This window comes from Pseudoduganella sp. jia 9 (genome assembly GCF_055502615.1).
In genome coordinates this window covers 274941-298023 of record NZ_JBUPWE010000006.1, presented here as the reverse complement: position 1 = coordinate 298023, position 23083 = coordinate 274941, and the positions used below count along the sequence as shown (strand labels likewise).

At 60.9% G+C, this 23083-nt stretch carries 16 protein-coding genes; 1 reads left to right on the top strand and 15 read right to left on the bottom strand.

Annotated features, from left to right (window positions below):
* Positions 1–13: 13 nt before the first annotated feature.
* The 3 genes from gspG to ACY34H_RS09400 form a co-directional block, all read right to left on the bottom strand.
* Positions 14–475 carry a type II secretion system major pseudopilin GspG gene (gspG, locus tag ACY34H_RS09410; protein WP_464977229.1) on the bottom strand — a complete coding sequence of 154 codons (462 nt, stop codon included), beginning with the start codon at positions 473–475 and terminating at the stop codon, positions 14–16.
* A 145-nt stretch (positions 476–620) separates the two neighbouring features.
* Positions 621–1358, bottom strand: coding sequence for a LuxR C-terminal-related transcriptional regulator (locus ACY34H_RS09405; RefSeq protein WP_464977228.1), 738 nt, complete (start codon positions 1356–1358; stop codon positions 621–623).
* Positions 1355–2023, bottom strand: a complete 669-nt coding sequence (locus tag ACY34H_RS09400) for a response regulator (protein ID WP_464977227.1) — start codon at positions 2021–2023, stop codon at positions 1355–1357. The genes ACY34H_RS09405 and ACY34H_RS09400 overlap by 4 nt, the downstream gene beginning before the upstream one ends.
* 609 nt (positions 2024–2632) lie before the next feature.
* On the opposite strand from ACY34H_RS09400, the gene ACY34H_RS09395 reads away from it, so the two are divergent.
* Entirely contained in the window at positions 2633–3994 is a 1362-nt protein-coding gene (locus ACY34H_RS09395; protein WP_464977286.1) for an acyltransferase family protein, read from the top strand.
* Between the two features lie 469 nt (positions 3995–4463).
* On the opposite strand, the gene ACY34H_RS09390 is transcribed toward ACY34H_RS09395, so the two are convergent.
* The 12 genes from ACY34H_RS09390 to ACY34H_RS09335 form a co-directional block, all read right to left on the bottom strand.
* A complete protein-coding gene (locus ACY34H_RS09390; protein WP_464977226.1) occupies positions 4464–5090 on the bottom strand; it encodes an NF038129 family PEP-CTERM protein in 627 nt (208 codons plus the stop codon).
* A gap of 10 nt (positions 5091–5100) precedes the next feature.
* Complete coding sequence (locus ACY34H_RS09385) at positions 5101–8091, bottom strand: ExeM/NucH family extracellular endonuclease (RefSeq protein WP_464977225.1); 2991 nt, start codon at positions 8089–8091, stop codon at positions 5101–5103.
* A 313-nt stretch (positions 8092–8404) separates the two neighbouring features.
* Positions 8405–9403, bottom strand: a complete 999-nt coding sequence (locus tag ACY34H_RS09380; RefSeq protein WP_464977224.1) for a TIGR03790 family protein — start codon at positions 9401–9403, stop codon at positions 8405–8407.
* A 188-nt stretch (positions 9404–9591) separates the two neighbouring features.
* Complete coding sequence (locus ACY34H_RS09375) at positions 9592–11010, bottom strand: mannose-1-phosphate guanylyltransferase/mannose-6-phosphate isomerase (protein WP_464977223.1); 1419 nt, start codon at positions 11008–11010, stop codon at positions 9592–9594.
* The gene (locus ACY34H_RS09370; RefSeq protein WP_464977222.1) at positions 11007–12173 is read right to left on the bottom strand and encodes a sugar phosphate nucleotidyltransferase; all 1167 of its coding nucleotides are present in this window, start codon (positions 12171–12173) and stop codon (positions 11007–11009) included. Before ACY34H_RS09370 ends, ACY34H_RS09375 begins: the two co-directional genes overlap by 4 nt.
* Positions 12174–12192: 19 nt before the next feature.
* A complete protein-coding gene (gene galE, locus ACY34H_RS09365) occupies positions 12193–13191 on the bottom strand; it encodes a UDP-glucose 4-epimerase GalE (protein WP_464977221.1) in 999 nt (332 codons plus the stop codon).
* On the bottom strand, positions 13192–14457 hold the full coding sequence (locus tag ACY34H_RS09360) for a glycosyltransferase family 4 protein (protein WP_464977220.1): 1266 nt from the start codon (positions 14455–14457) through the stop codon (positions 13192–13194).
* Entirely contained in the window at positions 14441–15751 is a 1311-nt protein-coding gene (locus ACY34H_RS09355) for a nucleotide sugar dehydrogenase (RefSeq protein ID WP_464977219.1), read from the bottom strand. The genes ACY34H_RS09360 and ACY34H_RS09355 overlap by 17 nt, the downstream gene beginning before the upstream one ends.
* Positions 15752–16003: 252 nt before the next feature.
* Complete coding sequence (gene asnB, locus ACY34H_RS09350; RefSeq protein ID WP_464977218.1) at positions 16004–17869, bottom strand: asparagine synthase (glutamine-hydrolyzing); 1866 nt, start codon at positions 17867–17869, stop codon at positions 16004–16006.
* Between the two features lie 360 nt (positions 17870–18229).
* A complete protein-coding gene (locus tag ACY34H_RS09345; protein ID WP_464977217.1) occupies positions 18230–18916 on the bottom strand; it encodes an acyltransferase in 687 nt (228 codons plus the stop codon).
* On the bottom strand, positions 18913–20154 hold the full coding sequence (locus ACY34H_RS09340) for a glycosyltransferase (RefSeq protein ID WP_464977216.1): 1242 nt from the start codon (positions 20152–20154) through the stop codon (positions 18913–18915). The genes ACY34H_RS09345 and ACY34H_RS09340 overlap by 4 nt, the downstream gene beginning before the upstream one ends.
* Before the next feature lie 108 nt (positions 20155–20262).
* Entirely contained in the window at positions 20263–22446 is a 2184-nt protein-coding gene (locus ACY34H_RS09335) for a heparinase II/III domain-containing protein (protein WP_464977215.1), read from the bottom strand.
* Between the last annotated feature and the right edge of the window lie 637 nt (positions 22447–23083).

Sequence of the window (23083 nt, the reverse complement as noted above, 5' to 3'; positions counted from 1 at the left end):
GGTAGATGAGGGATTATTGCGAAGAGATGTCGGCGTTGTCGGCGCTGCCGCCGGGTTGGCCGTCCTTGCCCAGGGAGGTGATCTCGTATTCGCCGCGCGTGCCGGGTGCCTTGTACTGGTACGGCTGGCCCCACGGATCGGGCGGCACGCCTTTCTTCAGGTAGGGGCCGTTCCATTTCGCGCCCGCGGTGGCCGGCGCGGCGAGCAGCGCGCCCAGGCCCTCTTCCGTGCTCGGGTACCGGCCGACATCCAGGCGATAGGTATCGAGCGACTTTTCGAATGCTTCGATTTGCGCCTTCGCCACCGTGACTTCCGACTTGCCCAGTTGCGAGAAATACTTGGGTCCCACATAGGCTGCCAGCAGGCCGATGATGACGATCACCACCAGCAGCTCGAGCAGCGTGAAGCCGCGGGCGTGCCGACGGTCCGCCGCGCCGTGAATTGCATACTGCGTTTTACGCTGTGCTGCTTGCATCCGAAACAACCTCCGATTGCCGAGTTGACGTTGAAGGCTACCACGTCATTTAAGGTTTAGACAATTTTTTTGTTTTGCATTGCAGAGCAGGCGCCCGCTGGCACCGCGAGGGCGTTTTTCGTTGACAGCCGGTTCGCGGCTTGACCTATTGGCAATGTTCGTTCCAGTGGGCGCGCAGTTGCGCCCCCCGTGCCACGGCATGCGCGCGATTGCTCACGCCCAGCACGCGGTACAGGCGTCGCAGATGGTTTTTGACGGTCAGCGCGCTGATACCGAGGATGTGGCCAATCTCCTGGTTGCTCTTGCCTTCGCGGAGCCAGCGCAGCACCTGTTCCTCGCGTGCCGACAGGCTGCGTGGCGGTTGGACACCTGCAGGTGCCAGCCGCAGCAGCGCCAAGTGCAGGTGCGGAAGCATCAGGCGCAGGAAGTGCGTCTGGCGGGCGCCAGGCAGCTGCGGCAGGTCGCACAGCAGGAAGAATGTGGAACCTCCGGGCAATGGCGCACTGCCGTGCGCGATCAGGTTATCGATCCCGTAAGGCGCCAGCCGGCCATCGTCGCCGGCCACCAACGCCAGCGGCCGCGCCCCGCCCTGGCGCCAGCGCTCCAGCAACATTGGCAATGGCCCGCTGACCGGGTCGCGGAAGGCTTCCGCCTCGGACGGCGCCACGGCGCCCCCATGCAGCAGTTCAGTGCGCAGCACCTCGCCGGACGGTCCCAGATGCGCGCAGACGAGCAGACGGTGCGGCAACAGTGCCTGCAATTGCCCCTGCGCCCACAAGAACAGTTCGCCCGGCTCTGCCATGTCGAGACTGGATTCGATTGCATGCAGCAGGTACTCCTGCTCCTGCCGGCTGAGGATGACCAACCCGTCCGTTGCTGTCATGCGGGCACGAAACGATAGTCGCTGCCACGCACCGTTTCGATATGGCCATGAAGGCCGCATGGCTGCAGTGCATGGCGCAGGCGTCCCACATGGGCATCGACGGTGCGTTCGTCGAGGTAGGCATCGACACCCCACACGCCGTCCAGCAACTGTGAACGCGTGTGCACGCGCCGCGGATGCTGCATGAGGAAATCAAGCAGCCGGAACTCGACACGGCCCAGTACGATCTGCCGGCTGCCCGCCATCACGCGCTGGGTGCCGGGCTCAATGCGCAAGGTCTCAGGCGGCGCAGGATGATAGCGCCGCAATACCGCATTGATCCGCGCCAGGGTCTCACGGGGCCCCACCGGTTTGATGAGGTAGTCGTCAGCGCCCGCCTCCAGCGCCAGCACGGCATCCGGCTCTGTGGTTCGGCGCGACAGCATGATCAGTGGCAGGTCGACCGTGCTTGGCCGTGCGCGCAAGCGGCGGATCAGCGACAGGCCGGACTGGCCAGGCAAATCCCATTCGACCAGCACCAGGTCGGGCAATTTCTCGTCGATCCGCATCAGGGCGCTTTCTGCGTCAGCGGCACTGCGCACGGCATGGCCGGCCTGTCGCAGGTTATGGCCGAGCACCTGCTGGATGGCTGAATCGTCGTCGATGAGAAGTACCTGGATTACCATGATTCACCACATGACATGTTGAGCATCTGGGCCACTATGCACGAGCGGTAGCAATCCTGCTAATACAATTTGCCCCAGTCATTCATAGCTTGCGCGACTAAATCCAGGGGTTCCAGGCATGGCGCTGCCGCCTGTCGCCAATGGCCGGACGACCCCGGCCGTTGTAATCAGCCAGACCTCGTGCGGCCGATCCGCCGGCAAGTCGCGAATTCGCGACGCGAACACTTTCACGCTGTACAGGCTAGGTTTGATAAGGTTAAAATAACAACATTAGCAATGGCGCCACTCTCGCGAGAGCGTCGTGGTACATGAAATATGCGTCGTTGAGCTGCCTCTGGATCGGGCGGCGTTCGGCAGCGTTCACGTATGACTTGCTGGCCGGAACGAAATAGTTTAACCAGTGCCGAGGCCACATCCCGCCTTGTTCAGTACAGCGCTGCATTAGCGATGCAGGGAAGCGATCCGTGCCTGTAGTGGCCGATCGCCGGTCCATCGATGTCGTTTGGCCATTGCCACTTTGCTCTTCCATAAACCGGCAGTCACCTGACCTGTACCTGTCCAGCGGCATGCGTTTAAGAGCCCGCGTTGCGCGGACCGACTGTGTTCGTGATGCAGGCAATCCGCGACGGTAGCCGCATCAATATCAGTCATCCATTGAGAAGCGGAAGTGAAATGAAAAGTGAAAATCTGGAATCCGGCATCGTTGGTGGCCAACATGCCCCTGTCACCCCGAAAGAAAAAGGATTCTGGGCACTGAACTGGCTTCGCTTCATTCTGGCGATCTACCTTGTTCTGTTTCACACCTTGCGGGTTCATTATCCGCCGATCGAGAACACCTGGTTCGACCATGCCTTAGGGCTTGGCAACATGGCCACCAGTGTCTTTTTCGTGCTGTCCGGCTTCCTGCTCATGCATGCGTATGTCGTGATGAAGAACGGGCGCGAGATCAACACGCGCAGCTTCCTGGTTGCACGCTTTTCCACGCTTTATCCCTTGCACGTCGTCGGCCTGCTGCTGGCGATTGGTCCGGTTGCCGTGACACTGTTCGCGCGCGGAGGCATCACCGTCGGTGCCGATACCACGGGCGAAGTGATCAGGGTGCTTGAGCAGTGGGAAGTGGCGCTTGCCCTGTTCATGTCGTTCACCCTGCTCAATGCGTGGAACCCGTTCTACATGATCTTCAATGGACCATCATGGTCGCTGTCGGCACTGGGTTTCTACTACCTGCTGTTTCCCCTGATCGCATTGAAGATCTACCGGATGAAATCGCCGAAGATCGCACTGGTACTGCTTGGAATAGTGTTTTGCCTGCCCGGCGCGATTGCCGATCTGCTGAATGCGAACAATGTGTTCACTGCGGGGCTGCTGCACAGGAACCCCATCATCCGCCTGCCGTTATTCGTTGCGGGAATGGTGCTGTGCGTGACATTCGCGCGCAGTCCGGCAGCCGGCAGCCACCGGCAACGGTTGGTGTCGGCGATACTGGTGGTTGCCACCATCGTGCTTGGCATGATCGTGCTTCATCAACAGTATCGCCTGCACATTGTCCGCAATGGACTGTTCTTCCCGGCCAGCCTTGCACTCATCTGGCTGTGCGCGTGCGCCAGGCCGACACTGTCCAGCACGCTGCGCTACTGGGGCGACCGCCTGGGTGCGGCGTCGCTGCCCCTGTTCCTGCTGCACATCCCACTTTTCGCACTGTTCCGAAAGGCCGAACAGGTTATCCAGGTGTGGCCGTCGGCCTCCGGCGGCTTTACCTCGGTACTTGCCATGGCGCGCGAAGCCGAGCAGTCGATGATTTTCTACCCCTTGTATCTGTTCCTGCTGGTGGCAGTGTGCGTCATCGTCCAGGAACGCTTCGTCGGCCGCCTGCAAAAGGCGATACGCAACCGGTTTGCCGGCCGGAGTCGCGCGGAGGGCGCAACAGGGATGGCAACGCCCGCGGTGCGCGAGCAGGCCACCGGTGCATGATGGCAGTTGCGTTGCCCTGCCCGTCGTCATCGCGGGCTGTCGGCATCGCTGGCGATCTGCGAGCACGCCAGTGCGAGGCCGATGGGCGGGAGCCTTGAACCGGGCTGCGTCGAGCACCCGCTGCCTGCCCGTGCAAGTGGCTAGATAGCGGCTCGCCACGCCGTTTAACAGGCGCAGCCACGTCTCGAAGCGCCGATACCCATTCACCCGATGTAGCTTGCGCCGCGCGTCCGAACGCCGGCCTGGACGCCGGCCTGGACGGGCGATTCGTGCGTGATGCCGGCCGGCCCGCCACGCAAACGTCTTGCAGCATTCACGCGTCGCGCACGAGCAAGGACGTCATCGCGCTTATCTCAACAGCAGATCAGACAACGGTTCTGCTCGAACCTTCACCGAGCTAACGCGACAGCGCCAAAAGAAAAGCCAGCCGGCCCCTGCGGACACGGCTGGCTGGAGAGTGCACGTCGGATCAGATTCGGCGGCGGGCGGCGCCGGCAACCAGCATCGCGCCGATGCCCAGCATCAGCCAGGACGATGGTTCGGGCACAGCCGAGACGGCGGCCGCGGCCGAGTACGTGACCGCGCTGGCGCTGCCGGCCATGCCTGCCACCGTGGCGGGCGTCCACGTGATCGCCAGCAGGCTGTCGCCACTGGATACACCCAGTGGCGTAACCTCGTCCGCGGCGTAGGCCGCCACGGTGAACAGCGACTGGCCGAGGTTACCGGTGAGCTCGGCATCGCCTGCGAACGTCACTGTGAAGCTCAACACGCCGCCATAGTTCACCGCATGGAACAGATCGTTGTAGTAGCTGCCGTTGCCGAACACGTAGCCGGACTGCAGCGAACCGGCAACGCTGCCTTCGCTATACGCGGCGGCGGCGGCGTCGAAGCCGGCGAAATTGGTGACTGTTGCCGTCGCGGCCGGCGTGTACAGGCCACCATTCGGGTTGAACTGCATGTCGAGCCAGCCGCTGGAGCCGAAGCCGGAGGTGTCGATGCTGATGTTGAACGACGTGTCGGCGGCTGCCAGGCTGCTGCACAGGGCCAGCGCCAGCGCGGCGGCCGCCTGGCGGAAGAAGAACGGGGATGCGGTCATGATGGAATCCTCAGAATGCGCCACTGTAGAAGGTGGCCGTATAGGTTGCGTTGACTTTTGCCGGATTGCTGAAGCTGACCGGGACCACGACGCGGGCCCCCGGCGCCAGCGGGCCGTTGACCGTGATGTAGGGCGAGCCATCCTTCACACCGGTGGCATTGGTCAGCGTCACGCCCTGCGACAGGCCGGCCAGCACGAACTGCAGCGGGCCATTCAGCGTGGACGAGGAGCGATTGACCAGCGTGACGGTGCCCGTGAACAGTTGCGTGGAACGGCTGTACGCCAGGCCGGAGCCGATCGTCTGCACGCTGGCCGTCACGTCGCTGTACGCTGGCGCCAGCGCCAGGCTGACGACCACCGGATCGTGGTCGGACGCACGGTACGGCTGTGCGTCATACAGATCCTGCGGCTTGCCGTTGGTGTTGTAGTCGATGACTTCCGGTTCGTCCGCGTTGGCGTGCCATTCCGCGGCGCCGACCACCTGCGGGCTGAGCGAAGGGCTGGCCAGCGCATGATCGAGGTAACCGGCCTGGTGGCCGAACACGTACGAGTACGGCATGCCGACCGGGCGCACGAAGCGTTCCAGCTGGTTCACGTACCCTTTCGCCGTGATCGCGGCGATCGGGTCTTCCATGCCATACGAGTTCATGTCGCCGATCAGCAGCACGTCGTCGTCGCCGGCCGCGGCCTGCACTTGCGGCACGAACGACTCCACCAGGCGCCTTGCCTGCGCGACGCGGGTCGCATTCCAGCAGCTCTGGCCATCGCCGTTGTCGGCCTCCGGACCCGAGCCGGACGGGCAGCTGCCCTTCGACTTCAGGTGGTTGACGATGACGGAGAATTTTTCACCGTTGACGGCGCGGAATGCCTGCGCCATCGGCGGACGATTGTTGACGCTGTTCGCATCGGACAGCGCGCCACCCACCAGCGTGACACTGGCCGGCTTGTAGATCATCGCCACGCGGATCGCATCCGTGCCGGTGGCGGCCGGTTTCGGTACCACCGCGTACACCGGCGAGCCGTAGGCGGCGTTCAGGCTGTCGACCAGCAGGCCCACGGCGGTGTCGCCATTGTTCTGGATTTCCATCAGGCCGACGACATCGGCATCGACGTCCTTCAGCTGGTTGACGATCTTGTCGCGCTGGCGCACGTATTCCGTCAGGTTGTCGGCGCCGCGGCAGTTGCCCTGGGTGGTCGTCGAACCCACCGTGCAGCCCTGATTCGTCTGCCCCGTTGCGGTAGTGCCGTTGGTGAACGTGGTGAAGAAGTTCAGCACGTTAGCGCTGGCCACCTTCACGTTCCCCGCAGGCAGCGACGGTGCGCCCTCGCGCGGATTATCTCGCGTGATGGCCGGGGCCACTGTCGGCTGCAGCTTGAAGCCGGCACCGCCTGCGCCCAGTGCGCCGTAATCGACGACACCGGTCAGGTCGTGCACCAGGTCGCCGGCGCGCACGGTGCGGCCTTCGCCGATGTACGGGATGGTGACCGGTGTCGTGAAGATGCCGTCATCGAGCACGATCAGGTTGGCGGCATTGGCCGCCGCCAGTGCCGCCGCCTCGGGGCTGCGCGGTGCGTGGCGGTTGGTCGGGATCTCCAGGCGGCCGGACGACAGCGACAGTTCGCCGCGGTTGCCCAGGTAGTCGGTCTGCGAGATCGTCAGCGGATGGGCGAAACGCACCAGCATGCCCTCCACCTGGTCCAGCCGCTCGTTCGGCAGCACGATATGGGTCGGCGCCACGCTGTGGCCGGACGAGAGCACCGGAGCGGACGTCACGTCCGTCATTTCCGTGTACGAGCGGTTGGCGCCGCCCGGCGTGTATTCGGTGATCTTGCCGGTGATGCGCACACGCTGTCCCACAGCGACGCCATCGGCGGCCGCGGCGTTGTAGACGTACAGGCCATCGGACGTGGCCGGATCGCCGTCGCCGTTGGCATCCTGCAGGAAGAAGCCGCCGGCCACTTTCGCGGTGACGATGCCTTCGGTCGTCTGCACGCTGTTGGCGTACTGGCTCGTCGCGCCACTGCCCTGGATCTGCGGGATCGTGCGCGTGAGCGGCGCCAGCGGACGCACGGAAACGTTGACCGTGCAGCTGGCCTCCTGCGCATCGTCGTTGGCGAATCGGACCGTGACAGGGAAATCGCCTAGCGGGACGTCGGCGGCGACCTCGATACGCCCGGACGCGCTGCCGCCTTCGGCGTTGGCGGCAGCGAAGCCCAGGCTGATGCCATGAACAGCAGCGGATGTGATCGACGCTGCGTTGACGATGCTGTCGGCGTCGCTGGCGTCGAGATGTGCGCCGCCGGCGTAGCCCTGGGCGATCCCCAGGCTGGCCGGGCAGCTCAGCACGATCGGCCTGGCGACCGGCACGTTGCACGAGTGCGCCGGCGCGGCCGCATTGCGGGGAATCGGCTCGGCCACGGTGAAGTCGGCGCGGTTGTCATCGGTATCGATGCAGCCGGCTTCGTTGCGCAGCACGGCGGTGGCATTGCCGGTGCCGCCGGCCGGCGCGCTGCCCTCGAAGTGCCCGGCGCTGCCCCAGCCCACCAGGTCGACCAAGGTACCGCCGGCCGGCGCGGCCCCCGCCAGCGCGGTGGTGGAACTGACCAGCGCGACCTTGCCGCCGCTGCCGCTCATCGGGATCGTGCCGGTCGTATCCGGTTCCAGGGCGACGTCGCCGCCGCTGCCCGTGGCCTGCTGCACCAGGTAATACTTGCCGGGCTCGATCGTGATCGCCGGCAGCCGCGTGACCTGCCAGCTGCTGCCCGCGGTGCTCGCGTATTGCACACTCCAGTTCGCCAGCGTAACCGCCGCATCGCTCCGGTTGAACAGCTCGATGAAATCGGACTTCAGCGTGGCGCCATTATTGCCGCCGCCGCCATAGACCTGGCTGATGACGATGTCGGAAGCGGCCATGGCCGGCGCGGCAAAGCCGGCCAGCAAGGTGGCCAGAGCCGCTGCAAGCACTGTCTTGCGGCCCGGGGTTGGAGCGTGTCGTGTCATTGTTATTCCTGCGATATTGAAGGAGTGAATCGAATATTGCCAATCAAATATTAGCTAAACGATATGACTCCTTAATGACAGTCCGATGCTCCGTTCGGCCTAACGGGTCGTGGCGATGAATGTGAAGCGGCGCGCGACAACGGCGGCAGCCGCTGGCTTGCCGCACTTGCGCATGCCAACGGGGACGCTGTACGGCTGCACTGCCTGCGCCGCAGTGCCGGGAAAAGGCAGCCGGAGGGTTGGCGCTCGACAGCACAACATGCTGCCGGGATGCCCCATGGTGATCAATGGCCTGTGGCCGTGGCCGTGCCGTTCAGCGGCGATATGGGGCGGCCAGCGGCTCGCCGATGAAGACCCCCTGCGCCGGCCAGGCGACACTGCGCCAGTAGGCTTCGATTGCCGTGCTGCCATTGGCATAGTGGCTCAGCAGCACGGCAGGATTGGGAAATTTTTGCCAAAAATTGCACGGTTCGCTCACGGTACCGTAGCTGGCGGTCGCGCCGGCCCGCAGCCACTGCAGACTGCTCATCTGCCCGTTTCCCAGCAAGTCGCCGCCGATGGAGGTCAGATGATCCGCCAACGCGCCAGGCATGAACTGGAGCGTGTCGAGGCTCGGCACGCGTGCCTTGCCGGTCTGGTAAATCATGATGTCGCGCTTGCCTTCAATGGCATCGGCCCGCAGCGTGTGGATCGTCAGCTTGCGTTGCGGGATGGTGCCCGCCTTCGGGAAGAACTGCGCGCGGCTGTTGCGCGCGGTTTCGCTGGTGACCAGATAGTAGGCTCCGGCGCGCGGAACACGAAACCCGCTTGCCTTGCCGCGATCGATCAGTGCCTTGCCTTCCTCGACGGAGTCGGTCGGCAGCAGCATCGCCAGCCGCATGCCCGGCTGCACCTGGCTTGGCAGCGCCGACGCATTGAAGTACGGACTGGGCTTGCCGGGCCCGCAGGTCTTGATGCATTGCGTCGCGTCGTATCCCAAGGCGTAGGCCGCCGTAATGCCATTGCACTCGACCGCATACGGGGCCGTCCACACCATCAGCACAGCCTCCACTTCGGGTTTCAACCTGTCGTCGATTTCCGCCTTGAGCTGCGCGAACTGTGCCAGAGTAAGCTTGCGCGGCTTGCCCGGAATACGGACATGCACGATGTTTGCCTCCGGGATGCCGCGCGCGGTACGGTAATACTCGCCAAGTTCTACGCTGTTCGGTTCGTCGTCATTGATGACAACCGCCAGCTGTTCCGGCCGTAGTCCCGGCGCTGCCTGGGCAATCGCAGCGGCCAGCAGGCCGGTCAATAAAAAGGCGGTTCGCAAAATGGTTGGGCTCCGTGCACGTCAAGACATTGGAAGAAAACGATCAGGCCGAAAAAAAAACGGAAGCATGAGCTTCCGTTTTTTATTATAACGCGCGGTGTCAGACGCGGCGCCGGAGCGCGACCCCGAGTATGGCAAGGCCGCCCAGCATCATCGCGAACCGGCTTCCGGCACCGGAGATACCGTGATCAGGTGCGCTGGTACACGTCCTCGAACCGCACGATATCATCCTCGCCCAGGTAGCTTCCCGACTGCACTTCGATCAGGTGCAGAGGCAGCTTGCCGGGGTTTTCCAGCCGGTGATTCATGCCAATCGGAATATAGGTGGATTCGTTCTCGGTCAGCAGTTGAACCTTGTCGCCACAGGTGACCCTCGCGGTGCCCGATACGACGATCCAATGCTCGGCACGGTGATGGTGCATCTGCAGGGACAGCTTGCCACCCGGATTGACGGTGATGCGCTTGACCTGGAAGCGCTCGCCGATGTCGATGCCTTCATAGCAGCCCCACGGCCGGTACACCTTGGTGTGGTGCAGGTGCTCGGTGCGCTGCTGGCCCTTCAGGTGGTCGACTACCTGCTTGACGCGCTGGACCTGATCCTTGCGGGCAACCAGCACGGCATCGTTGGTTTCGACGACCACGACATTGTCCACGCCGATCACGGCCACGCACCGGCTTTCCGCGCGCACCAGGGAGTCCTTGACGCCATCGAGGTAAACATCGCCACGGCAGACATTGCCGTTTTCGTCATGCTGCTGCACTTCCCACAGTGCGGACCAGGAACCGACATCGTTCCAGCCGATTGCCGCCGGCACGACGACGGCGTGACGCGTGTGCTCCATCACCGCATAGTCGATCGAGTCGGACGGGCTGGCCGCAAACGCTTCCTCGTTCAGCCGGCAAAAGTCCAGGTCGCGGTAACCTTTCGACACTGCTTCGGCCGTGGCGGTGGCAATTGCCGGCTGGAATTGCTGCAGCTCCCGCAGATAGCCGTCGGCACGGAACAGGAACATGCCGCTGTTCCAGTAATAATTGCCGGCCTTGACGAACTCTTCAGCCGTAGGACGGTCCGGCTTTTCGACAAAGCGGTCGACCTTGAAACAATTGTCTCCCACCGGCAGCAATTCGCCGCTGCGGATGTAGCCATATCCCGTCTCCGGTGCCGTCGGCACGATACCGAACGTGGCCAGCGCACCATGCTCAACCAGCGCGGCGGCGCGCAGGATTGCGCCGTAGAACGCCTCGGTGTCGCTGATCACATGATCGGCTGGCAACACCAGCATCACCGCCTCGGCATCGATTGCCTTCAGGTAATGCGCCGCCGCCGCCACGGCTGGCGCCGTGTTGCGGCCTTCCGGCTCGAGCAAGATGCCGAGCGGCTTGATATCGACCTCGCGCAGTTGCTCAGCAACGAGGAAGCGGTGCTCGTTACCGCACACGATGAGCGGCTGCATCAGTTCCGGACGACCATTCAGGCGAAGCGCCGTGTCCTGTAGCATCGTTTTCTCGGCAACCACCGGCAATAGTTGCTTTGGCAATGCCGCTCGCGACAATGGCCACAGCCGGGTGCCGGCGCCGCCGGACAGGATAACGGGATAAATTTTCATGCTTTTTTCTGTTCCAACTGGGGGGTATCTTGTTCGGTGTCACGGCGGCGAGCCGCTCGGCGGTCCCGTGCATTAGCCCATTCATCGGATTCATACTGAGACACATGCTTCATCTCGCCAGCGCGGTCGACACTATAGTCCTTAAAGACAATCAATTCGCTCAGCGTAACATCCGGTAACACACGGGTATATTCGAACAGGACGCTGCGTTCCACCTTCGCGCCGGAGCAAATATGGCTGCCGTGGCCAATCCACGTCGGGCCGACGATATGGGCACCCGCGTCGACCTTGACGCCGGAGCCGATGTACACGGGACCTTCGATCTTCGTACCATTGTTCCAGTCAATGCTGGTATTCAGGCCGACCCACAGGCCTTCGTCGACCTGGATGCCGGGTACCGCCATGTTGGCCACTTCACCCAGCAATACGCCTTGCAGCACTTCCCAGTAATCCTTGACGCTGCCGATGTCGATCCAGTTGAACTTGCGGGTCTGCTGGTAGAACGGCAGGCCCTTTTCGGCCAGCAGCGGGAAAAGTTCGGAACCGATGTCAAACGCGCGGTCGGTCGGGATCAGGTCGATCACTTCCGGCTCGAAAATGTAAATGCCGGTGCTCGCGCAGTTCGATTTCGCGGTGGCTGGATCGGGCTTTTCCTGGAACTCGCGGATCCGGCCATCCGCGTCGCTGACGACGACACCATAGCTGGACACCTTGTCCCACGGCACTTCACGAGTGATGACCGTTGCCAGTGCGCCTTTGCGGCGGTGCTCGAACAGGGCCGATTTCAGATCCAGGTCGATCAGTGCGTCGCCGCACAGCACGATCGTGGTTTCGTCGAAAAAGCCGCCGAATTCCTGGATTTTCTTGATGCCGCCAGCGGAACCGAGCGGCTCAGGAACCACCTCGCCATCATCGTTCGTATAGCCTTCGAACGAGTAACCGATCTGCACACCGAACTGGTGACCTTCGCCGAAATACTCTTCAATCTTTTCGTGCAGATAGCTGACGTTGACCATGATCTCCGTGACGCCATAGCGGGCCAGGTGCTCGACCAGATAGGCCATCACGGGTTTGCCGAGAATGGGGATCATCGGCTTTGGTAGTTCGTACGTCAGTGGCCGCACGCGCGTGCCTTTGCCAGCCGCGAGAATCATTGCTTTCATGTGAAGCTCTCCTGGAAAATTATTTCGATGAAGACTGCCAGCGCCATGTGTCATTACACATGCGGGCGATGTCGAACTGTGCTTTCCAGCCGAGCTCCCGCTCGGCGTTCGCCGTATCTGCATAGCAGGCGGCGATGTCTCCGGGTCGTCGGTCGACGATCTTGTATGGAACTTTTCGGCCGCTTGCAGCTTCAAATGCGCGCACCATCTCGAGCACGCTGTTGCCGCGACCAGTGCCTAGATTGTAGGTATATACGCCGGAACCTGTCGCCAGCTTATCCAGCGTCTTGACGTGGCCGATCGCCAGATCGACGACGTGGATGTAATCGCGTACGCCCGTGCCGTCCGGCGTTGGGTAATCACCGCCAAACACGGACAACGATTCGCGCTTGCCGTGCGCAACCTGCGCTACGTAAGGCATCAGATTGTTCGGGATGCCGCTCGGCTCCTCACCGATCAGGCCACTTTCGTGCGCGCCCACGGGATTGAAGTAGCGCAGCAGGGCAATGCGCCAGCTGTCATCGGATTTATGCAGGTCGCGCAGTATTTCTTCGATCATCAGCTTGCTGCGGCCATAGGGGTTGGTTGCCGACAGCGGGAAATCCTCGGTGATTGGCACCGTGGCCGGATCGCCGTACACAGTGGCCGACGAGCTGAACACGATCGACTTGACGTTAAACTTGGCCATCGTCTCCAGCAGCGCGACGCTACCGGACACGTTGTTATCGTAATAGCGCAGCGGCTGCGCGACCGATTCGCCAACCGCTTTCAGCCCGGCGAAGTGAATCACCGAATCGAACTGGCGAGTCGAGAAGACCCGCTCCAGCGCGGCACGGTCACGAATGTCCGCCTCGAAGAATTCGAACGGCTTGCCGGTGATGCGCTGCACACGCTCTTGCACGGCACGGTCGGCGTTGGCCAGGTTATCGACCACGACGACTTCATGGCCGGCGTTCACAAGTTCGACAACGGTATGAGACCCTATATAACCCATGCCACCGGTAACGAGAATTTTCATTTAGCTTCCTTTATATGAGGGGGGAACCGCACCAGGCCGCGGAGCGTTGACCGAATACAGTCGCTCATACGCCGCCAGCAGTTTCGGTGCTTCGTATTGCCATTCCAGTTCGTTGACGACGCGATGGCGGCCAAAGGCCCCCATGCGCGCGCGGCGCACTGGATCGTCCAGCAGCTCGGTGATCTTCGTCGCCATGTCCACCGGATCATTCTTCTTCGCATAGAGCGACGCTTCCTGCGCCGACACCTTGCCTTCGGCGAGGTCAAACTGCACGATCGGCTTGCCCAGCGCCATGTACTCCATGATCTTGTTCATCGTGGACTTGTCGTTCATGTCGTTTGCCACATCCGGGTTCACGCATACGTCCGCCGTGTTCAGCATTTCAAGGAGGTCCTGGTCCGGCACGCGGCCAGTGAACGTCACGTAGTCGGCGATGCCCATTTTCACGGCCAGCGCCTTCATCTGGTCGAGCGACGTGCCGCCGCCGACAAGACCGAAATGCACGTCCTTGCGGCCCATGTCGACAATCAGGTACCTGGCTGCTTCAAGCAGCAGGTGGATGCCTTCTTGCGCGCCCATCACACCGACATAGCCGACCAGGTAGCGCCTGCCCTTCTTCAACGCATCCACCGGCGGCAGCACGCGCAGGCGGTCCAGCTTCGGGCCGCTGCGCACGACGTAGCAGCGGTCCGGCGCCATGCCGCCCCGCTCGATCGCAATGCGCTTGTACGATTCATTGGTGGCGATCGACACGTCGGCCGTCTTGAACGACCAGCGCTCGAACAGAACCATCAGCTTGTAGAAGAAATCGCGGCGCCCGAACTTCGCTTCGTACAGTTCGGGGTTGATGTCGTGGTGATCGAACAGGAACTTCTTGCCCATCGTGAGCTTGAAGAAACCGCCAATCAAGAACAGCAGGTCGGGCGGATTGCATGCATGGATCACATCGAAGCCGCGCTGGAAAAGCACCTTCCAGGCGAGCCGGAAAGTATGGAACAGCGCAGCGGAATATTCGATCGCGTAGCCTTTCGCGCCTTCCGCTTCCAGCGGCAGCTTGTAGCGATAGATATGAATGCCGTCGAGCTCCTCGTATCGGCCTTCATACCCTTTCCCGGTTGGACAGATGATCGATACCTCGTAGCCGTTCGCATGTAGCGTGGTCGCTTCCTGCCATACGCGCCGGTCGAACGGCGATGGCAGGTTCTCGACCAGGATAAGGACGCGGCGCTGCTTCCCTTCGCTAACGCGCTTACCAGCAAATACCATCGTACCGGCCTCCGCTCTGCTCCTTGCTGATGCGCACGAGGTCGACGATCGTCTGATTGTCCTTCAGCATGCCTGGCACCTGCCTGAACTCGGCGGCACCGTTACCGATCACCACCGTATCGGCGAACTGCAGCACTTCTTCCATTGAATTCACCATCAACTTCGAAATGTGCGGGATGTGATTCAGGATGTAATCCTGGTTGGCACCGGTCAGCGCTGCAAGATTGACGTTCTTGTCGAACAGCTTAAGCTCGAAGCCCTTGCCCAGCAGGGTCTCGATCACGTCGACCATCGGCGATTCGCGCAGGTCATCGGTGCCTGCCTTGAACGAAAAGCCCAGGATGCCGACCTTGCGGGAGCCTTTGTCGACGATCATCTTCACGCCTTTTTCCACCTGCTTGCGGTTCGACGGCAGGATCGAATCGAGCAGCGGCAGTTCCAGGTCGAGCGAACGGGCCTTGTAGGTCAGCGCGCGCACGTCCTTCGGCAGGCATGAACCACCGAACGCGAATCCTGGCTTCATGTAGTACGGCGACAGGTTCAGCTTGGTGTCCTGGCAGAAGATATCCATCACCTTGTGGCCGTCGATGCCGATTGCCTTGCAGATGTTGCCGATCTCGTTGGCGAATGCCACCTTGACGGCATGCCACGTATTGTCCGTGTACTTGACCATCTCGGCCGTGGCGACGTCGGTTCGCACCAGCGGCGCATCCATCTTCTCGTACAGCTTGACCAGTAAATCGCCCGCGCGCTCGTCGGTTTCGCCGATTACCGTTTTTGGGGGATGGTAATAGTCAAAGACCGCGGTGCCTTCACGCAGGAATTCAGGATTGTTGCAAACGCCGAAATCGAGCCCGGCCTTCTTGCCCGATGCAGCTTCCAGCGAGGGGATTACCACCGAAGTCATTGAGCCGGGCAGCATCGTGCTGCGCACGACGACCACATGAAAACCATCTTTGTCCTTGATCGCGGCACCGATCTGCGTGCATACCTTGCGCACGTGGGAAAGATCCAGGTTGCCGTTCAACTGGGACGGCGTGCCCACGCAGATCAGCGACATGTCACTGCCAAGCACGGCGTCGCGAACGTCCGCGGTGGCGCGCAGATGGCCACTCTTGACAGTTGCCGCGATGATTTCGCCAATATCCTTCTCAATAATCGGTGTGGTGCCCGCATTGATCAGATCAACTTTCGTCTGGTTTTGATCGACACCGATCACTTCGTGTCCGTCGGTGGCCAGGCACCCGGCAGCCACCGCCCCCACGTAACCCAGGCCAAAGATACTGATTTTCATTTATGTTCCTTAATTCTCGATCGTGCGTTTTCGCAGCATTACTGGCCGACAGTGGGGATATCGATTGCCACCAGCCGGTCTTTGTATGCGTTCGCAGTACAAGGATGCGACAGACATCTTCTTGAATGGCAAGGCAATCAGCACTTCGGCCGGTCCCCAATTCCATATTGTAACGAAGATAAAGCCGTCATCTCACAATGTCACTCAGACGCAGTGCGGGCTTGCATCTGCATTGCCAGTGCGGTGGTCAGATTAGAGATACTCCCTGTGCCAGAGTTCCAGGGTGAGCAGGCTCCACAAAAGCTTTTCATGGTTCTGCCGGCCTTCGGAATGATCAGCCAAAACCCGCATCAGCGCTCCCGGGCGATAATACCGGCGCGTGAGCGAAGACTCGCCTGCAAGGTGCTCGTACAGGTAGTCCTTCATCGACGTCCGGAACCATTCATTGACAGGCACCCGGAAGCCGACTTTTGGACGCTGCAGGATATGCTGCGGCAAGAGCCTTGTCATTGCTTCGCGCAAGATCCATTTCGTAACGCGGCCGCGTACACGATAATGATCCGGTAGTTGCGAGACGAATTGCGCCAACTCATGGTCCATGAAAGGCATTCGCGCTTCCAGCGAAGCGGCCATTGTCATGCGATCGCCCCGTTCAAGCAGATTATCCGGCAACCAGCTGCGCTGGTCGAAGCACAGAATGCGGCGCAGCACGCTATTGTCGGCGCTGCCGCAGCCCAGGTCCGCGAGCGGCCGCGTGGGCGCGGCCAGCTCGACCAGCTGGGTTCGCTCGGCATCGGACATCATGCCGAACCAGCGTGGCATGCGCTCCTCGAAATTACTCAGGCCTAGATTGACCACGGCCGTTTTCGCACGGCGAAACGCATAGGGCAACGCGCCGATGCCCGGCTCGACAACACCTCTGCGCAGCCAGGCCGGCAGGTACTGGTACGGCCTGGCAAAACGCTCGTACACATGCTTGGGGTAGCCGCCGAGGATTTCATCCGAACCTTCGCCGGTCAAGACCATCTTCACGCTTTTCCGCGCCGCCTTGGCCAGCAGATAGATCGGAATATCGGACGGCTCAGCCACGGGTGCATCGCGGAAACGAACCAGATCGGGTAACAGTTCGATGACCTGATCGACGGAGACTTCGAGCTCATGATGATCGGTTCCGAACTGGCGGGCGATATCGGCCGCATAGCGCAGTTCGGAAAAGCCGCCTTCCTTGAAACCTACCGAGAACGTTTTTACCGGCTGCTCGGAATGGCGCGCCATCAGGGCCACCACGGCGGAGGAATCGATCCCGCCGGACAGAAATGCACCGAACGGCACGTCGGAGATCATGCGGATGCGCACCGATTCGTCCAGCTTCTGCAGGAAGCCGCCAACCGGATCAGCCGGTTCAGGGCGCTCGACCCTGGGTTTGCTGTCCGCCGGCGTGAAATATCTCTGCTCAGAGAACCTGCCGTTTTCCCATACTGCCGTACAGCCGGGCATCAGCTTGCGCACACCTTCGAACAATGTCGCCGGGCCTGGCACATAGCGGTAGGCGAAATAGTCCCAGACGGCTGTCTTGTCGACCGAGCGCGCCACGCCGGGATAAGTCAGCAGTGCCTTGATTTCCGAACCGAACAGCAACGTCCCGCCATCCTGATACAGGAACATCGGCTTCTTGCCGAACCGGTCGCGCGCCATCAGCAGGCGCTGGCGCGGGGCGTCCCACAACGCGAACGCGAACATGCCACGCAGACGATGCACGCAGTCGTCACCCCATTCCGTATAGGCATGGATGATCGTCTCCGTATCGGAGCGGGAGGCAAACCGATACCCCAGCCCGATGAGCTCCTCGCGCAGCGACTGAAAGTTGTAGATCTCGCCGTTGAAGATCAGCTGGACCGTGCCGTCGGCATTGCCCATCGGCTGGTCGCCGGTTGCCAGATCGATGATCGACAGCCGGCGGTGCAGCAGGCCGATCCTGTGCTGTTCGTCGGCCGTCGACAGCATCAACGTTCCGGCGCCATCCGGTCCGCGGTGCACGAGCGCCTGCCCCATTGCTTCTAGGAGAACCTGTGGCTCAGGCGTGGCAGCAGGAATGATGAAGCCTGCAATTCCGCACATTACTAGTTACTCCTGTTCTCGTTTCAGTAGGTTTCGCACATCCGGGCATCTACCGCCTGGAAATTGGTCCCGAACCGGTGCAGGGACCATCCCCGGCCAGTTGCTGCTGCCGGGCTGACAACCGACCGCAGAAACTTGCTGAACCGCCTCAGTGTGCCCTGCCTACCCTGCCCCGACATGCTACTTCCACCCCGCATGACCACGGCAGGAAAAACGATCCTGTCGATGCGAACCACGCCTTTGACCGCCGCCCTGGAAAGACCAGCCAATAGATGGACGATCATACTTCGTATCAATCGTGCAATGTCATCCTGCTAATTTTACCGCAGACATGACGCTTCGACCATGCGCGCACGAGCATCAAAGGCCAGCGGCCTTGAGAAAGGCTTCAAAGCCGGCAAACCGTGCCTTGTGCTGCTGACGGTAGCGCGGATAAGCCTTCCCCAACTGCCGCTCGATGGGCAGGCGCGGGTCGAGTTCATCGCCATCGAGGAATAACGGGAATTCTTCCCAGAAATCCTCGACAACCGGCCGCCGCCCGAAGCGTTCGACGATACTGTGCGCATACTCGAATGCCTCTGCCACGCAGGCTTCCTGGCGCTTCCTGTAGTAATCCTCGACATTGCCAACGAGGCGCGCCGGATTACCGGCCACGATCCCGCCAGCGGGCACATCTTTTGTAACCACGGCACCAAAAGCGACGATCGCATTGTCGCCAATCGTCACGCCCTTGAGGATGGTGCAATTGCGCGCCAGATAAACGTTCTCGCCGATTGTCACACGGCCGGAAGAATTCACCAGTTCGCCATACATATTCAGGAATACGTTTGTGACGAAATCATGCGTGAGAATTGTGACGCCGCCATTAACTGTCGTTCGGGAACCGATGCTGACCAGCGATGGACGCGTGACGTCGATATCGGTGGTTCGTGGATCGTTCCAGCGAATATCCTCGCCGAGCTTTACACCGAGTTCACGCAGCCGTTGGTCGAAGCGCTTCTTTCGAACACGGTTCAGATGATCGCGTAGCAGACGCGCCAGGTTCATTTGGCTTCTCCCTGCAACGTGGCGACCGAACCTCTCATCATGCTTCGATAAGTCGCGGCCAGCCGCTCCGTGAGCACGGCATAGCTGCGCTCGCGACCAATCCACCTGGGGCCCGCGGCGGCCCGCTCCCTGGCTGCACCAGGGTTCCCCAGGATCTCGAGTACGGCCCTGGCCATGCTGTCAGGCGCTCCATCAACATGCCAGCCCGCCCCGCTGGAGTTGAGTACATACGACTGATCCGGAATATCATTGCCGATAGCCGGGATGCCGAGCGCCAGATACTCCAGCAATTTGGTAGGCGAACTGACATCATAGAGGGGGCCGCGCGGGACAAAGGAAACGGCCAGGTCCGCACCTGCCATGTATTGCCATGCTGCAGATGAATCCAGCCAGCCAGTGATATGGACGGCATCCTCAAGCCCATTGGCCTGTATGTGCGCATGCAACTCGTCCTCATCGGTGCGCGTTGCGGCCGCGCCAACCAGTATCAGCCGGGCGTCGGGCAACGTGCGCCTGACGATCATCAGCGCATCGATGAGGCGCACGAGTTCACGCTCCCGGTCCAGCGACCCCAGGTAGGCGATCAGCGGCACGTTCTCCCAGCCAGCCGGCCGGCGCGGCACTACCGGGCTGCGGTTCAATAGCTCGGTGTCGACGCCCATCGGCACGGCCGTCTGGCGCTCTGCAGGAATACCCTGACCGACCATGAAATCGCGCATCGCATCGCTTTGCACGAAGACATGGGTCGCGTTCCGCAGAATTACCTTGTACAGCAAAGCCCGCTCCACAAGGCCTTTCCACAACACGATCGTCCGGTACAGGGAACGGCGCCGTGCCAATTCTGTCCGGGCGCGCATGATGCGCCCTTCACTCATCGGGTAAGACACCCAGTATGCAAACGGGATGCGCTTCAGCTTTGCAAACACAAGTCCTACCAGGCCGATGGTCACCATGTCGCGCACCTGGATGAGATCGGTGGTGGCACGATCCGCCCCTGCCAGCTTGCGTATTGCAAGCGACATATAAGACCATTCGCGACGGCTACGGCTGGCGTGCCATTTGCTCACGGTCGTGCTGGCAAAGCCTTGCTCGACAGGAGCGCTGCCAGCGTTCGTGCCGACGACGTCGCAAACAACGCCGTGGCGCGGCAGGTATTTGCCGAACAGCGTGACGACATCTGGTCGATGAGTTGGTAACGATTCGGGTACGAACTGCAAGATCCTGTAAGAGGTATTCATGTTTGCTCTATCTGCGTACATCCGCTGGCGTTGCGAAAAAAACAAAAGGGTGAGCACTATATCATGTGCTCACCCTTTATGGCGGATGTCGAGCTCGGCTCGGAGGATTTAACGAGGCAACAAAATTGACTGCGAACCAACTTTCAACGTACGTCCTGTCGAGGTCGTGGTCAATGACGTTGCCGGACGTTTGCAGCCCACGTCAAGCAATACAATGAACTCGGCTTTTTTGTTGGCAGACCGCACGAACGCGCCATGGGTCTCGACAGTGCCGGCTTTCGGAGCCGCCCCGGTCCGGGTCTGGAATGCGGTACTTCCATCGGTAGTCAACGAGCGCAGGCACAAGGTCTGGGTTCCATTCGTGATTTTCACGCTGGTCGAGTTTTCCGCGACCATCGGTCCGGCACCATGCATATTCCACTCGAACGACCGGTCGGTCGCAGAGGTGACCAGATCCCTGACAACAACAGCATCCTGGTTTCGCAGATACCATACCTTTCGCGTGAAACCGGTCAGCAGGCCACCGTATGCAGGAACGGCATCCCCTTCGGCGAAGTCAAGGGCGGCGGTCGTCGAAAACGCAGTGATTTTTCCGTTACGGGTAAGGTTGTTCGTACCATCATTGATCAACTGCCCCATTCCGCCATCGAACGTGATGGAATTGTGTGCTTTCGTCGTCCGATACCACGAATAGGCCAACGGCGAAGCGAAATAGTCCTGATAACCGGATTCGATCAGCAAGCGCTTGCCGCCACTGTCGATCACCAGACTATTCTGGTCGCCGTGACTATGATTGTAGGAACCATACGGGCTCGATTTGAAATAGACCGATGTGCGATTCTTGTTCTTGATGTCGCTATGCATGGCAACCCAGCCAATACTCGGATACACAGCCGCGTTGGGCGGTGCCACCGGGCTGACAGTCGAGCTCGGAACTGGTGTCTCACCCGACAATACCGACAAGGGCGACTCAGTCCCGCCGAGATTGGCGGCAAACCAGGCGGCTTGAGGTGTCTTCACGCGCGAGACGAACTCCTTGAGTTGCGCGGGATAGAGCGGGGACTCATGCGCGTCGCCAAAAACATGGCCAGGAGCGCCAGGAGGCAGGAAGTGCATCAGATAGTTCGCGAACCCGCGTGACCATGGTTTTTCGTACAAGTTCAACCCGGTTGCCTGCTTCAAATGCGGCCATATACGCGTGGTGTTATCCACCAGGAACTGGGCATAGGCGCTACCGTTTCCAAAGCCGCCTTCCGGGCCACTCCATGCGAAAATCGAGTGGGCATATGTGCGCAGTGAAAAATCGAACCATTGATCCGCTTCAGGGATCTCGCCCACCACCAGCGTGGATGTCAGCGCCAGGAAACCAAGCGCCTCCTGTCCATGGGAATCAAATGGAAATTGATCCATGCGTCCGTCGTTGCTGGACAGGTCGAGGTGCAGAGGAATCATCCGGGCACGAATGCTGGCCAGCCAGCGCGCACGGCGTGGAGCGTCCAGCTGGTTCCAGAGCAGATCCAGGCCCTTGGCCAGCACCATCGCAACCTGGCGCGACACCTGGTCCTGCGTTTCATAGCCGGTAGCCCCGTTCGGATCGAGCGTCGTCAGTTCGTCGCCACGCTTGATAGCTTCGGTGAGGATAGCAGCGTCGTTGGTGAGCCTGTAAGCAAAGCTGGCGTTTTCCATCTGATTGGTGATGACGCCCACGACGCGCGAAATCTCGGAGAACTGCGCGGACTGCGCCGCAGTCTGCGGTATTCCTCGCAAGGTCCATCCCGCGTCGGAAACCGCCGGCACGCTCATCGTTGTCCTGACACTGGTAACCAGCCTGTCCAGAGCGGCCTGCCGCTGGGCACGAACTTCAGTACTCCAACCACTTGCCGGCGTAAAGTTACTTGGCAGAATGCGTGACCTGCCACGGCTCAGGACCGTGCTGCGTAGCGCCGGCACTTCCGGGACGATGAAAGTGCGCGAATTCGCATCGATAATGAAGCTGCGCGGAGTGGACCAATCGTTGTTGTGCGTTGGGCGCACACGCCAGGTATAGATACCGGTAGAGAATGCATACGCTGGCAGCCACATATTACGCGTGGTGGTCTGCGTGGCAACGACAGTATTGCCTTTTTTCACCTCGATGAAGTACCCCTGCGCCCTCGGCCACGAGGGGTAGCGCGACCACTTGAACCCTGGCGGATTCTGCGGCATCGACTGCAACACATCAGGATAAGGATTTACCGCGCCCGCCTGCGTTGGAATGACCCAGTCAGCACGACTCGCGGGGGCGATGCTCATGAACACCGCGCACGCCGCAGCCAGTAAAGTGAATTTCTTGCAATGCATTAGTTACTCCAAAAAGAAAGGTGTACCAGCCGTCTTGAACGCGGCATAGATTTTTTTGGGAATACCAGCACTATACACAAATAATGCATTGCAGACGTTGCCCGACGACAACGCAAGCAGAATAAAATACGATAAATTTGCGAAGTTGACGAAACATTATATGGCTACCATGCAAAATATACAAAAATACCATACATTTTGCGTCCAACTTCAGCGGAGTCTTCGAGTATTCTATGCGGACTCGGAAAAGATGCGTCGCGCCAATTCCCCCGCCTTGCCATCTCGATACGGATGAAGATCGCCCGCGATCATGGCAGCCCGGCCTGCCTCAACACAACCGGATTGCCAGCAGGGCATCCGCATGCTTGCGCAGCGTGAAACATCAGAGAGTAACGCCAGGATCGGCCGAGTCGCCCGATCTGTGCAGGCGCAAGTGCCAAAGTAATGCATATGGCAAATCGCAAATTCGGTGGGGGACGGCCGCTCCACGCACTGCCGTCCAGTAAGGCGCGTACGCGTGCCGGGAAGACCGGCCCCCTTGAAGCACGCGGCGTGCACGATGAGCGCAAACCGCCCCATCCGGCGTTGC

Excerpts from the sequence above, each read along its gene's own strand:
- gspG (WP_464977229.1), bottom strand. The coding sequence starts at position 475 with ATGCAAGCAGCACAGCGTAAAACGCAGTATGCAATTCACGGCGCGGCG.
- ACY34H_RS09405 (WP_464977228.1), bottom strand. The coding sequence starts at position 1,358 with ATGACAGCAACGGACGGGTTGGTCATCCTCAGCCGGCAGGAGCAGGAG.
- ACY34H_RS09400 (WP_464977227.1), bottom strand. The coding sequence starts at position 2,023 with ATGGTAATCCAGGTACTTCTCATCGACGACGATTCAGCCATCCAGCAG.
- ACY34H_RS09395 (WP_464977286.1), top strand. The coding sequence starts at position 2,633 with ATGCAGGCAATCCGCGACGGTAGCCGCATCAATATCAGTCATCCATTG.
- ACY34H_RS09390 (WP_464977226.1), bottom strand. The coding sequence starts at position 5,090 with ATGACCGCATCCCCGTTCTTCTTCCGCCAGGCGGCCGCCGCGCTGGCG.
- ACY34H_RS09385 (WP_464977225.1), bottom strand. The coding sequence starts at position 8,091 with ATGACACGACACGCTCCAACCCCGGGCCGCAAGACAGTGCTTGCAGCG.
- ACY34H_RS09375 (WP_464977223.1), bottom strand. The coding sequence starts at position 11,010 with ATGAAAATTTATCCCGTTATCCTGTCCGGCGGCGCCGGCACCCGGCTG.
- ACY34H_RS09370 (WP_464977222.1), bottom strand. The coding sequence starts at position 12,173 with ATGAAAGCAATGATTCTCGCGGCTGGCAAAGGCACGCGCGTGCGGCCA.
- galE (WP_464977221.1), bottom strand. The coding sequence starts at position 13,191 with ATGAAAATTCTCGTTACCGGTGGCATGGGTTATATAGGGTCTCATACC.
- ACY34H_RS09360 (WP_464977220.1), bottom strand. The coding sequence starts at position 14,457 with ATGGTATTTGCTGGTAAGCGCGTTAGCGAAGGGAAGCAGCGCCGCGTC.
- ACY34H_RS09355 (WP_464977219.1), bottom strand. The coding sequence starts at position 15,751 with ATGAAAATCAGTATCTTTGGCCTGGGTTACGTGGGGGCGGTGGCTGCC.
- asnB (WP_464977218.1), bottom strand. The coding sequence starts at position 17,869 with ATGTGCGGAATTGCAGGCTTCATCATTCCTGCTGCCACGCCTGAGCCA.
- ACY34H_RS09345 (WP_464977217.1), bottom strand. The coding sequence starts at position 18,916 with ATGAACCTGGCGCGTCTGCTACGCGATCATCTGAACCGTGTTCGAAAG.
- ACY34H_RS09340 (WP_464977216.1), bottom strand. The coding sequence starts at position 20,154 with ATGAATACCTCTTACAGGATCTTGCAGTTCGTACCCGAATCGTTACCA.
- ACY34H_RS09335 (WP_464977215.1), bottom strand. The coding sequence starts at position 22,446 with ATGAGCATCGCCCCCGCGAGTCGTGCTGACTGGGTCATTCCAACGCAG.